This is a genomic window from Bradyrhizobium sp. ORS 375 (genome assembly GCF_000239775.1).
Classification (GTDB): domain Bacteria; phylum Pseudomonadota; class Alphaproteobacteria; order Rhizobiales; family Xanthobacteraceae; genus Bradyrhizobium.
Genome location: NZ_CAFI01000008.1, coordinates 1 through 14,942, shown reverse-complemented (window position 1 = coordinate 14,942; position 14,942 = coordinate 1). Strand labels below are relative to the sequence as shown.

The 14,942-nt window shown below is 66.9% G+C and carries 10 protein-coding genes; 4 read left to right on the top strand and 6 right to left on the bottom strand.

What is annotated here, in order from left to right; genetic code table 11:
* Window positions 1–183: 183 nt before the first annotated feature.
* A complete protein-coding gene (locus BRAO375_RS00840) occupies window positions 184–1,071 on the bottom strand; it encodes a LysR family transcriptional regulator (RefSeq protein WP_009025546.1) in 888 nt (295 codons plus the stop codon).
* Window positions 1,072–1,182: 111 nt separating this feature from the next.
* Here BRAO375_RS00840 and BRAO375_RS00835 point away from each other — a divergent pair, with 111 nt between their 5' ends.
* Together BRAO375_RS00835 and BRAO375_RS00830 are read left to right on the top strand one after the other, a co-directional pair.
* Window positions 1,183–2,769 (top strand): NADH-quinone oxidoreductase subunit L, encoded by a 1,587-nt coding sequence (locus tag BRAO375_RS00835; RefSeq protein WP_009025545.1) that lies wholly within the window; start codon window positions 1,183–1,185, stop codon window positions 2,767–2,769.
* Between the two features lie 13 nt (window positions 2,770–2,782).
* Window positions 2,783–5,308, top strand: a complete 2,526-nt coding sequence (locus BRAO375_RS00830; protein ID WP_009025544.1) for a YbcC family protein — start codon at window positions 2,783–2,785, stop codon at window positions 5,306–5,308.
* Between the two features lie 47 nt (window positions 5,309–5,355).
* Here BRAO375_RS00830 and BRAO375_RS00825 read toward each other — a convergent pair whose 3' ends face one another.
* The 3 genes from BRAO375_RS00825 to BRAO375_RS00815 all read right to left on the bottom strand — a co-directional run bounded on the left by BRAO375_RS00825 (window position 5,356) and on the right by BRAO375_RS00815 (window position 11,986).
* Window positions 5,356–8,163 carry a di-heme-cytochrome C peroxidase gene (locus BRAO375_RS00825; protein ID WP_009025543.1) on the bottom strand — a complete coding sequence of 936 codons (2,808 nt, stop codon included), beginning with the start codon at window positions 8,161–8,163 and terminating at the stop codon, window positions 5,356–5,358.
* Window positions 8,164–8,320: 157 nt separating this feature from the next.
* Window positions 8,321–10,129 carry an adenylate/guanylate cyclase domain-containing protein gene (locus BRAO375_RS00820; protein WP_009025542.1) on the bottom strand — a complete coding sequence of 603 codons (1,809 nt, stop codon included), beginning with the start codon at window positions 10,127–10,129 and terminating at the stop codon, window positions 8,321–8,323.
* A 114-nt stretch (window positions 10,130–10,243) separates the two neighbouring features.
* Window positions 10,244–11,986, bottom strand: a complete 1,743-nt coding sequence (locus BRAO375_RS00815; RefSeq protein WP_009025541.1) for an adenylate/guanylate cyclase domain-containing protein — start codon at window positions 11,984–11,986, stop codon at window positions 10,244–10,246.
* A gap of 159 nt (window positions 11,987–12,145) precedes the next feature.
* Between BRAO375_RS00815 and BRAO375_RS00810 the strand changes: the two genes are divergently transcribed.
* On the top strand, window positions 12,146–12,784 hold the full coding sequence (locus tag BRAO375_RS00810; RefSeq protein ID WP_009025540.1) for a LysE family translocator: 639 nt from the start codon (window positions 12,146–12,148) through the stop codon (window positions 12,782–12,784).
* On the opposite strand, the gene BRAO375_RS00805 is transcribed toward BRAO375_RS00810, so the two are convergent.
* Window positions 12,770–13,543 (bottom strand): sulfite exporter TauE/SafE family protein, encoded by a 774-nt coding sequence (locus BRAO375_RS00805; protein ID WP_009025539.1) that lies wholly within the window; start codon window positions 13,541–13,543, stop codon window positions 12,770–12,772. The two genes, BRAO375_RS00810 and BRAO375_RS00805, sit on opposite strands and share 15 nt — an antisense overlap.
* Window positions 13,544–13,627: 84 nt before the next feature.
* Here BRAO375_RS00805 and BRAO375_RS00800 point away from each other — a divergent pair, with 84 nt between their 5' ends.
* Window positions 13,628–14,527 (top strand): LysR family transcriptional regulator, encoded by a 900-nt coding sequence (locus BRAO375_RS00800; RefSeq protein ID WP_009025538.1) that lies wholly within the window; start codon window positions 13,628–13,630, stop codon window positions 14,525–14,527.
* A gap of 1 nt (window position 14,528) precedes the next feature.
* On the opposite strand, the gene BRAO375_RS00795 is transcribed toward BRAO375_RS00800, so the two are convergent.
* A partial coding sequence (locus BRAO375_RS00795) for a methyl-accepting chemotaxis protein (RefSeq protein ID WP_035638246.1) occupies window positions 14,529–14,942 on the bottom strand: 414 nt, incomplete at its 5' end.

Sequence of the window (14,942 nt, the reverse complement as noted above, 5' to 3'; positions counted from 1 at the left end):
GCGGGAGAGGGCATGTAGGAAAGCGCGGCAAGCTCGGTTGGTGGGGGGTATCTCTCCGTAGATGACATTCGCGGAGAGATACCCCTCACCCAAGCCAGCACTTGGATGGGCCTGCGATGCTTTCTCCCGGAACGGGAGAGGGCGCTGTATCAGGCAACGGACGCCGTTGCGACTCGTATGGCGTCACCCCGTCTTCTTGCCGCGCGATCCGGTCAGTTCGGCGACCAGCGGGTTCGGGTAGCGGCGCTGCTGGCTCACGGCGAAGAACTGCTCCTTCAGCGCGCTCAGCCGTGCGCGCTCGACCAGCACACCGGAGCGCAGCTCGTCGATCACGACGATCGATGGCACCAGGGTCATGGCGCCGCTCTCGCGCGCCATCAGGCGCAGCATCGCCATGTCGTCGACCTCGGCGGCGATCACCGGACGGATGCCGCTGGAGCCAACCAGCGCGTCGAAGGCGGAGCGCAGCGCGCTGCCGCGGCCGGGCAGGATCACGGGCGTCGTCGCCAGATCGTGCGGAAAGCGCAAGCGCGCGGGCTTGGACGGTTTGCGGCTGACGAGGCTGACGCGCTGCTCGTCGATCAGCGTGTTCTCGAAATTGCTGCGCGTGTCCGGTGCCGCCGGATGGTTGGCGAGCACGAGGTCGAGCTTGTGGGCGTCGAGCTGCTCCAGCAGCTCGGCGAACTGGCCGGTGCGGATGATCAGCTCAACATCGCCGCGCCCGATCAGCGGCTTGAGGAATGCGATCTGGAAGTTGCGCGACAGGTTGGCCGCCGCGCCGACCCGCAGCAGCTGGCGTCCCGGGCGCAGCCCCGACAGCGTCTCGATCAGCTCGTGGCCGGACTTGAACACGCTGCCGGCATAGTCGAGCGCGATGCGCCCGGCCTCGGTCAGCTGCAGCGTGCGGCCGGTGCGCTCGAACAGCTTCTGACCAAGCTGCTCCTCCAGCGTCTTGACCTGCACCGACAACGAGGAGGGCGACACGTTGAGGCGCCTGGCGGCACGGCTCATGCTGCCTTCGCTGGCGATGATCCAGAAATAGCGCAGGTGATGGTAGTTCAAGTGGGGCATGACGTTCGTTCTATATTATAGAACGATCATGTTCAATGATTGAAATTTTAAGAAGGCTTCGGGACCGGTAAGACGAGGGCAACCTCTCATTTGATCAACCTCCGAGCCGCCATGACCCAGCTCCTCCCTTGCCTCGCGGCGCTCGCGCCGCTCACGCTCGCCATCGCCGCCTTCATGGGCACGGAGGCGGGGCCTCGGGCCGTTGCAGGCCGCGCGATCGTCGCCGCCGCGATCGCCTTCGGCATCGCCGCGGCGGCGAGCCTCGCGGCAGCCGCACTGGGCGCAGGGCGCACGCCGCTGCTCGGCGGCCACGGGCTCGGCCTGTCGCTGCAGCTCGACGCGTTGGCTGCGATCCTCTCCGTCCTGGTCAGCTTCATCGGCCTGGTCGTGGTGCGCTACAGCCGCAACTATCTCGACGGCGACCCCGGCCAGGTCCGGTTCACGCGCTGGTTGCTGTTGACGCTCGCCGCGGTGCTGATGCTGCCGATCTCGGGCAATGTCGTGCTGCTGTTCGCCGCCTGGGTCGCGACCAGCCTGTCGCTCGGCAAGCTGCTGCTGTTCTACGAGACGCGGCCGGCCGCGATCCGCGCCTCGCGCAAGAAGTTCGTCGCGAGCCGGCTCGGCGATGCGTTCCTCGCGACGGCCGCGGTGCTGCTCTACATCCGGTTCGGCACGCTGGAGATCGCAGGCCTCGCCGCCCACGCCCGGGCGGGCGAGGGGGCCGGCTCGGCGATTGTCACGATTGCTGCGCTGCTGATTGTCGCCACTGCGATGCTGAAGTCCGCGCAGCTGCCGCTGCATGGCTGGCTGATCGAGGTGATGGAGACGCCGACGCCGGTGTCGGCGCTGCTGCATGCCGGCATCATCAATGCCGGCGGCTTCCTGGTGCTCAGGCTCAGCGACGTGCTGCTGCTGGCGACGCCGGCGCTCGATGTGCTCGCCGTGGTCGGCGGCGCCACCGCGCTGTTCGGCTCGCTGGTGATGCTAACGCAGACCTCGGTGAAGGTGCAGCTGGCTTACTCGACGGTGGCGCAGATGGGCTTCATGCTGCTGCAATGCGGCCTCGGCGCGTTCTCGGCGGCGCTGCTGCACATCGTGGCGCACTCGCTCTACAAGGCGCACGCCTTCCTGTCGTCGGGCAGCATCATCGACCTGGCCCGGGCGTCGTGGACGCCGAGCCCCGGCGGCCAGCCGCACGCGGCACGGCTGATCCTGGCACTGGTCGCGGTGATTGGCCTCGCGCTGCTCACAGGGCTTGCCTTCGGCATGACCCTGCGCAGCAACCCGGCGCAGATCGCGCTCGGCTCGGTGCTGCTGATGGGGCTGGTGCACCTGATGGCCAACGCCATCGACGAGCGGCCGAACGCCTTCGTCGTCGCCCGCGCCGCGGTCACCGCCGCCGGCGTCGCGATCGTGTACTTCGCGCTGCAGGCCGGCACGGCCTGGCTGGTCGGCGGCAGCATTCCCGCATCGCGGCCGGTCGATGGCGTCGTTCCGATGCTGATCGCGGCGGCCGTGGTGGTGTCGTTCGCGGCGGTGACCGTGTTCCAGAACCAGATGATGCGCCGCGCCGACGCGCCGTTCTGGATCGCAGCCTACGTTCACCTGCGCAACGGCCTCTATCTCAACACGCTCGCCAACCGCCTCGTGCTGACCGTGTGGCCGCGCAATTCCACCTCTGCTCCGTCCAACCCGTGATCCGAGATCTCCGATGACCCAGGCCGCCCTCGCCATGTCCATGACCGACCCGATCGACATCAGCGCCGATGCCGGGCTGATGGCCCGCATCGACAGCGCCTGCCAGCGGGTCGCGCCGCTGTGGCCGCTGAAGCACTTCGTCGCGGTCAACCCGTTCCTCGGCTTCACCGGCCAGAGCTTCGCCGCCACGGCCGCGACGTTCGAGCGCGTGGTGCGGACGCGGATGCTGATGCCGCGCGCCTATTATCGGCAGGCGCTCGATGATGGCCGGATCGACGATGCCGCGCTGGCGCAGGCGCTGCAGCTCTATCCGTCGACCGGGCTCGATATCGAGGCGCTCAAGCAGAAGGCGCGCGCCGAAGCCGGGCCGTCGTCGCCGCCGGCCGTCGTGGCGACGGTCGCCGAAGTGCTGGACCGGCTCGCCGAGGGCGATCGCTATGTCTCGCTGGTCGCGTTCATGATCGACGAGATCTCGTCATTCTGCGCCACCTATTTCGACGAGGGCCAGGCGAGCTGGCCAAGCCCGGTGCGCAAGCTGAAGCCGTACGCCGCCTGGCGTAAGCTCGCAGCCTATGACCGCAATCCCGAAATGATGGGGCTTGCGGGATTCCGCAGAGCCATCGCCGAACTGCCGGCCGATCCGGTGCAGGCGATCGGTCTGATCGTCGACCGGCTCGGCATTCCCGGGCGCGCGGTCGAGGACTATCTGGTGCGGGCGCTGTTCGATCTCGGCGGCTGGTCGGCCTATGCGCGCTACATCGGCTGGAACGCCGGGCTCGACGGGGAGCGGGACGATACGCTGCTGGAGCTGTTGGCGATCCGGCTGGCCTGGGGCTATGCGCTGTATCAGGCGCGCGCTGATGACGTCGTGAAGGCGGCGTGGGCAGAGGCCATGGCGGAAGCGGCGAAGCTGCCGGCCGATCAGCGGCTCGAGGAGACGCCGGAGCTCGCGATCGATCTCGTGCTGCACGAGGCCTATGAGATCGCATGCCGGAGCAAGCTCGTCGCACAGCTCGCTGGGCATGGCGCGCAGGCGGCACTGACGCGACTGCCGGCGCGGCCGCCGGTGCAGGCCGCGTTCTGCATCGACGTCCGCTCGGAGATCTTTCGGCGCGCGCTGGAGACGGCCTATCCCGAAGCCGAGACGATCGGCTTCGCCGGATTCTTCGGCTTCCCGATCGAATATGTCCCGATCGGTCACAGCAGAGGCGGCGCGCAATGCCCGGTGTTGCTGAAGCCCGCCTTCATCGTCTGCGAGGCGGTCAAGGACGCCGACGATATCGAGCAGGCCGAGGTGCTCGGCCTGCGGCTGTTGCGGCGGCGTGCGGCCAAGGCGTGGAAGTCGTTCAAGGTCTCGGCCGTGTCGTCGTTCTCCTTCGTCGAGACCGCTGGCCTCGGCTTCGCTGCGAAGATCGCGACCGATAGCGCCGGCGTCACGCGGCCGGTGCCGTCACCGGTGATCGATGGCCTCGACCCGGAGATCGCGGCGCGGGTGCAGCCCCGACTCGCGCCCGGCGAGCTCGGCGGGCGTATGACCGGCTTCACCGATCCGCAGCGCGTCGCGATGGCCGAGGCGGTGTTGAAGGCGATGTCGCTGACCGGTCCGTTCGCGCGGCTGGTGCTGCTCGCCGGCCATGGCAGCACGACAGTCAACAACCCGCACGCCTCGGGGCTCGATTGCGGCGCCTGTGGCGGCCACACCGGCGAAGCGAATGCGCGGGTCGCGGCGGCCGTGCTCAACGACTGGCGGGTGCGCGAGGGCCTGCGGGCCAAGGGCATCGACGTCCCCGCCGATTGCTGGTTCATCGGCGCGCTGCACGACACCACCACCGACGCGGTGACCTTGTTCGACGAGGACGACGTCCCGGCCACGCTCGCGCCGGATCTCGCACGGCTGAAGGCGCGGCTGGCCGATGCCGCGCGGCTGGCGCGGCTCGAGCGGAGCGCGCTGCTCGGCATCCGCGACAGGTCCAATGTGGATGAAGCCGTGATCGCGCGGAGTAGGGACTGGTCGCAGGTGCGGCCGGAATGGGGGCTCGCCGGCAACACGGCCTTCATCGCCGCGCCGCGGAGCTTCACCCGCGGGCTCGATCTCGGCGGCCGCGCCTTCCTGCACTCCTATGAGGCGGCGCGCGACGACGGCCATCGCACGCTCGAGCTGATCATGACGGCGCCGATGGTGGTCGCGAGCTGGATCAATCTGCAATACTACGGCTCGACCGTGAACAACTCGGCCTTCGGCAGCGGCAACAAGGTGCTGCACAACATCGTCGGCCAGCTCGGCGTGCTCGAGGGCAATGCCGGGGATTTGCGGGTCGGGCTGCCCTGGCAATCCGTCCACGACGGCAGCCGGTTCATCCACGAGCCGGTGCGCCTCAACGTCTTCATCGCGGCTCCGGAGAGCGCGATGGACGAGGTCATGCAGCGTCATCCGGGCGTGCGCGACCTCGTGGTTAACGGCTGGGTGATGCTGCATTCCCTGAGCGATCAGGGAGCGATCCGGCGCTGTATCCGCCCCGGCGAATGGAGGGCCGCATGACAGCGCCGGCGCGCCTCGCCATCGGCAAGGCGCGCCGCGTCATCAGCTCACAGCGTCTTCAGATACGCGATCAGGTCCCAGCGCTCCTCCTCGGAGAAGGCGCCGCCGATGATGCCGTTCGGATAGTCCTTGTTGGGCTTGGCGGGACCCTCGAAGGAATGGCCGAGCGTGCTGTTGCCCTTGATCGGCTTGCCGCTGGAATCCTTGGTGGCGAACAGCGACTGTCCGACCTTGCAAGCCGTCTCGCCGCCCTTCGGCACGTCGAAGCCGACATGCTTGGGATCATAGTCGCGGGCGCCCTGGCAGAACGAGGTCGGCCGCTCCGCCGCCGGCGTCAGCAGCCAGTACAGCGACGGTACCGAGCCATTGTGCAGATAGGGCGCGGTGGCCCAGACGCCATTCAGGGGACGCGCGCGATAGCTCTTGCCGGCCGGATTCGGGCAGTTCTTGCGATCGCCCCACAGCGCGGCCTGCTCGGCCGGAGAGAGCTTGCGGTCCTCCATCCATTTGTCGCTCGCCTTCTGCACGACCGCCATCAGCGCCAGCGCATAGGGCATCTCGGTGGTCGAGCCCTGCGGCAGGTTGCAGCCCTTCAGGTCCTTCGCCGGATCGACGTCGAGGAAGCCGGGTACCTTGACCTTGCGGGTGGCGAGGATCGTGGCCTGTCCCGGATCGGTCTGCATCGCCGCGACCGGCTTCTGCACGAGATCGAGGATCGGCCCCTTGGCATTCCAGCCATGGCTCTCCCAATCGTCGGCCGGCTTGATCTTCCAGAAGCTCTTGTCCGGATAGGTCTTGTCGAACACGGGGTCGGCGACCGGGCCGAGATGGCACTCGACGCAGATGCTGGCGTAGAGCTTGCGGCCACGTTCGACCTGGGCGGGATCGACCTTCCAGGCGTCATCGCCGGCGAACAGCTTCTCCGGCCATTTCGGCGAGGTCAGGCCGCCGAACGCCGGCGTCGTCGTCGCGAACGGATCCGGGCCGCGCAGCATGTCCTCGATGTGGAGCAGATTTTCGATCGCCATCGACGAGCGCCACAGCTTGTCGCTCGCCGTCTCCGGCGAGAAGTTGATCTGGGCGGACACGCCGAGCGCCTCGCCGGCGTTGCGGATCAAGGGCTGAGCGATCGAGCCGTCATACTGCGCCCAGGAGAACCACGGCACGGTCCAGATCGGCGGATACGAGACCGGCGCGTCGATGGCCTCCTGGTTGCCGATCATGTTCGGCAGCCCGCTGACGGCCATGTCGAGATAGAACACCTGATTGCCGATGCGGTTCAGCGCGTCGAGCCGGCCGAAGCCTTCCTCGGTCTCGGTCTGGCCCTTGGCCTCGATCGCCGTCTGGTAGTTCTTGGCCTGCATGTTGAGAGCGAAGTCCGTCGCCGCCTTCAGTCCCTTCTTGAGCGTCTCGCGCTCGGCCTCGGTCGCATTCGGGCCGAGCACGCGATCGGCAAAGCGCGAGAAGCGGCCGGGCACGTATTGCGTGAAGATCATCGCAAAGCCCATCGCTTCTTCGAGCTTGCGCAAATCGACCATCCCGGGGCCGCCGTCGAAGCGCACGCTGACGCCCTTGTAGTGAATGCTGCCGGTGTGGCAGGCCGCGCAGGTCAGGCCGATCTTGTCCGACTGCGCCGCGCCGCTGACCGGATCGGCGGCGCCGGAGAGCCGCGCGAAGCCGACGGGCAGGCCGCCTTCGTTGCCAGCGGGCGTGGGCTTCAGGCCGGCGGGCAGCGCCGGAGCGATGTCCGCCTTCGCCGTCGCGTTGGCCGCGTAGCCGAACGGCCGCAGAGCGCTGGGATCGCCCTCGATGCTCCTCGGGCTCGGGATGAAGCCGAAGCGCTCGAGATAGGCGCTGTCGGAGATCAGGCCGGGCGTGCCGAACAGCGACAGATAAGGCTGCTCCATCGCCATGAACCAGGCATAGGGAATCGGAAAGGTCGCCGTGCCCTGCGTGACGTGGTGGAACCAGTGCCGGTCCTTAGTGGTCCAGCCCTGGTCGAGCCAGTACGCGGCCTTGGTCGGCTCGGTTTGCGGCAGCGCCGGCGGGATCAAGGCCGCGACCTTCTTCGGCAGGATCGCGCTGAGCTTGTCGCTCACCGCATCGGGGGCGGCCACCCACGCGATGAGCAGCGCGACGGCACCGACCACAGCGGTGCCGACGACCGCCTTGCCGATGCGCCAGAAGATGCTGGCCGGCTTCGGCTTGGTCATCAGCCGCGCCACGATGCGTTGCGGAAAGCGGCGCTCGACGAACAATGTGCGGACCTCGGTGACCGCGAGATAGCGGTCGTCGCCCTCGCCCTTGCCGAGGATGTTCAGCAGCACCGGCCATTCGCCCTGCATCAGAATCGGGAAGTACCAGCGCGCCTGGTCGCCATCGCGCTGCAGGTTGGCCTTCATGAAGGTCTGAATCTGCGCTGCGTTCAGGCCGCGCTCGGTGCCGCCGTCGGGATTGGGATAGTCGCTGCCGAAGCTTGCGAAGCGATCGATCTCCTCCGGGTGGACCTTGGCCTGGGCGTCGAGGATGCGCGAGCCGCCGCCATGCTTGTCGAGCGGTCCATCGCGCAGCTGATCGAGGTCAGCGCCCGACCACAGGCTCTGCAACAGCCGCAGCGGCGAGAAGCCGTTGGCGATCAGCGCCACACCGAAGGTTTCGATGCCGACGATGCGCTTCTTGAGGCCGGTCTCGCCACTCGCCGCCTCGACGCGATGCGCGATGCTCTTCAGCGGCACATCGTGGCCGTCGACGAAGCCGCCGGCGACGAGCGCGCGCAGGAAGGGACAAGGATTGTTGGGCGAAACCGGGGTCTGTCCGGGCAGGGCGTCACGGACGCGGGCGCTGTCTTCTTGCATCGAACGACATCCTTGCAAATCACCTGTGATGAAAAACGACGATCACGCGAACAAACAAAGCCGGCGCCGAATTGCGCCGAAGACTGTGCGAAGTGCACGCCGTCCGAACGTTACAATGCAATTGTGAATGATGGCGTAACCCTACGCCGTGTCAACCTCAAGTCGAGATTGCGTTATTGGTGCGCGTGTTCGGCTTGCTGTCGACCAGGGTCAGCTTGGTCAGCGGCAGGCCTGCTTTGGCGAGGCCGTCGCGATAATGGGCGATGTCGGCCGGGTTGCGCCAGCGGATGTTGCTCAGAAGCCGCTCGATCGTCATCCACGGATGCTGGCTCAAGAGCGCGGCGACGGCCTCGCCGGCTTCGACCGAGCGGCCGAGCTGCGCCAGCGCCGCCGCGCGAATGGCGAGGCACTGCAGATGGTTGGGGTTCTGATAATGCGACTCCCGCGCCCAGGACAGCGAGGCGTCATATTGGCCGAGCATGTAGTGACTGAACGCGCTGAGCACCGACCATTGATAGCGCGGATCGCTGTTGCCGCGCTGCGCCGCGACCGAGAACAGCTCGATGGCCTGTCGATGCTCGCCGCCGACGAGATGGCAGACGCCGAGCACGCCGCGCGCGCCCATGTCGTAGGGATTGAGCTGCAGCGCCTTGCGCGCCGCCTCGATGCCCGCCTCGACCCGCCCCTGCATGGCGTGGACATAGGCCAGCAGCGAATAGGAAAAGGACGAGCGGGAATCCAGCCGCACGCTCGCCTCGGCGAGCGCCATCGCCTCGTCCCACAGCCCGCGCGAGTTCCTGATCCAGCCGAAATGGATCCCCTGCAGCAGGATGGTGCCGAGATAGGTATGGGCGATCGCCAGACCCGGGTCGATCTTGATCGCCTCGCGGAACAGCGCAATCGAGCTCTCGTAGTCGGCCTTGGTCGGCTGATAGTAGTGCGACAATCCGCGCAGGAAGCGGTCCCAGGCGGTGAGGTCGGTGGTCTTGGACCGGACCGGCACCGCCGCCTCGGCCCGATAGATCTCGGGGATCAGCGCAGTGCACAGATTGGCGGTGATGTCGTCCTGGACGGCGAACAGGTCGCCGATGTCGCGGTCGTAGCGGCCGGCCCAGAGCTGCTCGCCGTTCTCCGGCGCGACCAGCTCGGCCGTGACCCTGATCTTGTTCCCGGAGCGCCGCACCGAGCCCTGGATCAGATAGGTCGCGTCGATCTCGCGGGCGATGAGGCGGGCGCTCATGCCCGCGTGCTTGAAGGCGAAGGTCGAGTTGCGGCTCAGCACCCGGAAGAAGGATTGCAGCGACAGCGCATGGATGAGGTCTTCGGCCAAGCCGTCCGAGAAATATTCGTCGGTTTCGTTGCTCAGATTGGCGAAGGGGAGGACGCCGACGATCGCGGTCCGATATTGAGCCGGGAGAGACGCGGTCTGCCGCGGCTCGCGGCTCTGCTCCGGCGAGGAGGGATCCCAGGTCCAGACGTTGATGGTGTCTTCGATGTTCTTGAAGCGGAACGGGCCGCGATCGACGAACGTGACCGTCAGATGCTTGCTGGCTTCCTGGTAGGCCTTGTTCGACAGTGCGATCCCGCCGGGAGGGGCTGCGGCTTCAAGTCGCACCGCGGTGTTGACGCCGTCGCCGAACACCTCGTCCTCATCAAAGATGACGTCGCCCATGTTCACGCCCAGGCGGAACTGCATCACGCGATCGCCGGGCAGGTGCGCATTGCGCTCGGCCATCAGCTTCTGCACCTCGACTGCAGCCGCGATCGCGCCGACAACGCTGGGAAATTCCAGGAGAAAGCCGTCTCCGGTGTATTTGACGATCCGGCCGCCGTGATTGAGGATGACCGGGTGGATGGCGCCGCGATGGGCCTTGAAGGCGGCATGGGTTCCCGCCTCGTCGGCGCCCATCATCCGCGAGTAACCGACCACATCGGCACAGACAATGGCGGCCAGCCGTCTCTCCATCCGTTCCTCACTCTGATAGAGGGCGATACCACGGCAGCATCGTTGGAATCCAATCAATTTGCGGAAGCAATGTGTAGGCCATGTGGCAGGCCAAGGATGTACCTTGTAATTGGTTTAAATCAGCCCGGCCTTGATCAGCCCGTCCCGGTAGTGGTCGATGTCGGCCCTGTTCTTCCAGCGAATGTTCTTCATGTGGCGGTCGAGCGTCAGCCAGGGATATTGCTCACGCATGCCGCTGATCGCGGCGCGCGCTTGCGCGGTATCGCCGAGCTGGGCCAGCGTTGCCGCCCGGATCATCAAGGCCTGCAGGTGGTCCGGATAGAGCAGCAGCTCCTCCCGCGCCCAGGACAACGCCGCCTCGTAGCGGCCGATCAGGTAGTGGCTAAAGGCGTTCAATGCCGGCCATTGGTAGCGCGGATCGCTGTTGCCGCGTTGCGCGGCGATCGAGAACTGATCGATCGCCTGCTGGTGCTCGCCCGAGACCAGGTGACAAAGCCCGAGCACGCCGCGCGCGCCCATGTCATAGGCGTTGAGCTCCGTGGCCTTGCGCGCCGCTTTCATGCCGTCCTCATGCGCTCCCTGCATAGCCTGCACGAAGGCGAGGATCGCGTAGGCGAAAGAGGAGCGCGGGTCGAGCCGGATGCTGTCCAGGGCCAGGCTCATTGCCTCCTCCCAGAGCTCGCGCGAGCCTTTGATCCAGCCGAAGCTGATGCCCTGCATCAGGATGGTCGCAAGATAGGCATGCGCAATGCCAAGCGAGGGATCGAGCGCGATGGCCTCTCGAAACAGCGCGATCGAGACCTGGTAGTCGGCTTTGGCCGGCCGGTAGTAATGCGAGAGGCCGCGCAGGAAACGGTCCCAGGCCGTCGGATTGGTCGCGGGCGAACGGAACGGCACGGAGGCCTCGACGCGGTAGATCTCGGGCATCAGCGCCGCGCAGAGGCTCGTGGTAATCTCGTCCTGCATCGCGAAGAGATCGCCGAGGGCGCGATCGTAGCGTCCGGTCCATAATTGGGCGCCGCTTTCCGGGACGATCAGTTCTGCGGTGACCCGGATCTTGTCGTGCGAGCGCCGGACGGTCCCCTGGATCAGGTAGGTCGCGTCGATCTCGCGTGCGATCAGCCGAAGATTGAGATTGCGATCCCGGAAGCGGAAGGTCGATGTCCGGCTCAGCACACGGAAGAACGATTGCAGCGACAGCGCGTGGATCAGGTCATCGGCGAGCCCGTCGGCGAGATACTCGTCGGGACCGTCGGACAGGTTGGCGAACGGCAGAACGCCCACGATCGCCGTGCGGTATTGCGGCGGCAGGCTCGTCGCGTTCCGCGATCCGAGCGCGCCGTCGCCGTCGGGCTCCCAGGTCCAGGCTTGGACGGGGTCTTGGAAGTTCCGGAATTGGAAGCTCCCCGCGAGGGTCAAGCTGACCGGAAGCTGCGGGCTCGCCTCCTCATAAGCGCGGCCCGAGACGGCAAAACCGCCTGGTGTGGCGATCGATTCGAGATTGACGGCGACATTGATGCCGTCACCGAACGCCTCGCCGTCGTCGATCGTGACCTCGCCCTTATGAATGCCGAGGCGAAAGCGCATGTTGCGGTCAGCCGGCAGATGCGCATTGCGCTCGGCCATGAGACATTGCATCTCGACCCCGAACTGGACCGCGCTGGCGGCGTTCGCGAATTCCAGCAGGAAGCCATCACCAGTGTGTTTGACGATGCGCCCGGCATGATTGAGGATGATCGGATGAATGGCGCCGCGATGCGCCTTGAAGGCGGCATGGGTGCCGGCCTCGTCGATCCCCATCATGCGCGAATAGCCGGCGACGTCTGCGCAAAGGATGGCGGCGAGGCGTCTTTCCATCACGTCGTGCTCCCGCCTCGCGCATACCATGGCTCGGGCGGCCGAATCCATGCTTTTCCCGAGCCGGCCACGCGACCGTCGACGAGGCGTTCTGCGGACCCCGGCGCGCAACAGCTCGCGATGCTCAAGAGTTAGATCGATATCGTTAGGAAACGTTCAATGCTTGGAATTCACGATCTGCCGCTGTTTCTGGTGTCCGGACTGCTGCTCAATATCACGCCTGGTCCCGATACGGCCTACATCGTTGGCCGCAGCGCTCAGATGGGGTGGCGGGCCGGCGTGGCTGCTGCGTTCGGCATCAGCGCGGGCTGTCTCGTCCACGTATTCGGGAGTGCGATCGGGCTGTCGGCGCTGCTTTCTGCGTCGGCGACGGCCTTCGCCGCGGTGAAATGGGCGGGGGCTGCCTATCTGGTCTATCTCGGTCTCATGCAGATCATGGCACGCCGCAAGGACCTGCCAAACGAGGACGGACCCGCTGCACCGGCCTTGTCGATGTGGCAGGTGTTCTGGCAGGGCGCGCTCACCAACATCCTCAATCCCAAGGTGGCGATGTTCTTTCTCGCCTTTCTGCCGCAATTCGTCGCAGCTGACGCGCCGCATCAGGCGCTCGCGCTTCTGCTGCTCGGGACGATGTTCATCGTCAACGGCACGATCTGGTGCCTCGGCGTTGCCGTCGCGGCGGCCCGCGCCGCCCGCGGCGTGCGGCGCTCCTCCGCCGCGGTGCTCTGGTTGAACCGGGCGATCGGCGGCCTGCTGGTCTATCTCGGCGTCCGGATCGCGATGCTAGAAGCGCGCTGATCCCCAGGCCAGCTCGACGAAAGCGCTGCCGGCGAGATAGAGCCCGAGCAGGATCATCGCGATCAGGAAGACGCGGCGGAACGCCTCGGCGGGCAGTCTCGACCGTGCCGCCTGGCCTGCAAACATGCCGAGAAAGGCGCAGGCCATCGCGATTGCGCCGGGCAGGGCGGTCGCCGTGCTGAGCAGGCCGGAGCTCGTCAAGTTGACGGCCAGGGTGATGGTGGCGACCGTGAAGAACACGCCCAGCGCCTGAACCAGTTCGTCCTTCTCCAGCCCGATCGCCTGCATGTAGGGTACGGAAGGAACGACCTGCACGCCGGTCGCGGCCGAGATCAGCCCGGTGATCAGCCCGACGATACCGCCGACCCACTTCTCGTGGCGCGGTGCGACCTTGAAGGCGAAGCGGGTGAGGCCCAGCACGGCATAGACGATCAGCAGCACGCCAAGCGCGATGTTGCCGTAGCGTGTCGAGGTGTGACTGAGGGCGCCGGCGTTCAGACAGATCCCGATCGCGGTGCCCGCCATCAGCGGCCACAGCCGTCTCGCGATGTCGCGCAGATAGGGACCAGCGAAGGTCTGCCAGATGTTGGTGATGACGGCCGGCACGATGACGATGGCGAGCGCCCGGCCGGGCGGCATGGCGACCGCGAGCAGTCCGACTGAGATGGTCGGGAGCCCGAGGCCCAGCGCCCCCTTGACGAAGCCGGCGAGGGTCAGGGCGAAGGCAATGAAGATCAGGATGGGAGCGGGGTCGATCATGGCAGCGACATTGACCTGAGAGCAGCCTCGTCACAATGTGGAGGTTACGGAGCAAGCCTTCGTCCTGGACAGAGGCAGAAGAGCATGCGGTACGACCTCGTCGATCTCAGGCTGTTCATTGCCGTTGCCGAGGTCCGCAGCATCACGGGCGGCGCCGACCGGGCGCATCTGGCGCTGGCGTCGGCGAGCGCCCGCATCAAGGGTCTCGAGGACGCGTTCGGCGTGGCCCTGTTCAAGCGCGGCCGTCGCGGTGTCGAGCTGACGGCGGCAGGTGAAAGCCTGCTGGATCATGCCCGCATCATCATGGCCCATGTCGAGACCATGCAGGGCGACCTGTCCGGCTTCGCGTCTGGGCAGCGGGCGAATGTGCAGCTGCTCGCCAACACGGTCGGTCTGGCCGAGCATCTGCCGAAGGCGCTGGCCGCGTTCTTGCGCGCCCATCCCGAGATCAACGTCGACGTCGAGGAGCGCGAGAGCACCGAGATCGCCGAGGCGATCGCCTCGGGCCGCGCGGATCTCGGCTTTGCTGCCGAGCATGCGCTGCCTGAAACCATCGAGCGCTTCGCCTTCAGCGAGGACCGGCTGGTGCTGGTGGCCGGAAGGCGCAGCGGGTTCGCGGGCCTCAGGCAGATCGATTTCAGCGAAACTGCGGGGCAGGACTTCATCGGTCTCACCCAAGGCACGGCACTCAATGTCCACATTGGCCGGCATGCGGCGCGGCTCGGCATTCGCCACCATGTCCGGGCGCGGCTGCGCGATTTCGACGCCATCTGCCAGATGGTGGCGGCGGGCATCGGCATCGCCGTGGTGCCGGAAGCGGCGGCACGGCGATGCGCGCGAACGATGCCGATCAGCCTGATCCCGCTGCGCGATGCCTGGGCCGACCGCCGGCTGGTGATCTGCGCCCGCAGCTTCAAGGCGCTGCCGCGACCGGCCAAGCTGCTGGTCGAGCATCTGCGCGACGCGGCGGCGGGCGACCGCTGAGTCAGGCGGCGCGGACCGTCTCGAGGAAATGGCCGACCTCCAGCTTCAAGCGGCTGCTCTCCTCCGACAGCGACTGCGCCGCCGACAGCACCTGCGCGGACGCCGAGCCGGTCTCGGCGGTGCCCTGCTGAACCTCGACGATATTGTCGGAGACGCGCTGCGTGCCTTGCGCCGTGTGCTGCACGTTGCGGGAGATCTCCTGGGTGGCCGCGCCCTGCTGCTCGATCGCCGCGGCGATGGTCGCGGAGATTTGTGACAACCGCTCGATCGTCCCCGAGACCTCCCGGATGACGTCGACGGATTCGGCCGTGGCGGACTGGATGCTCGCGATCTGCTGGCCGATCTCTCCGGTCGCCTTCGCGGTCTGCTCGGCCAGCGCCTTGACCTCGGACGCGACGACGGCGAAGCCGCGGCC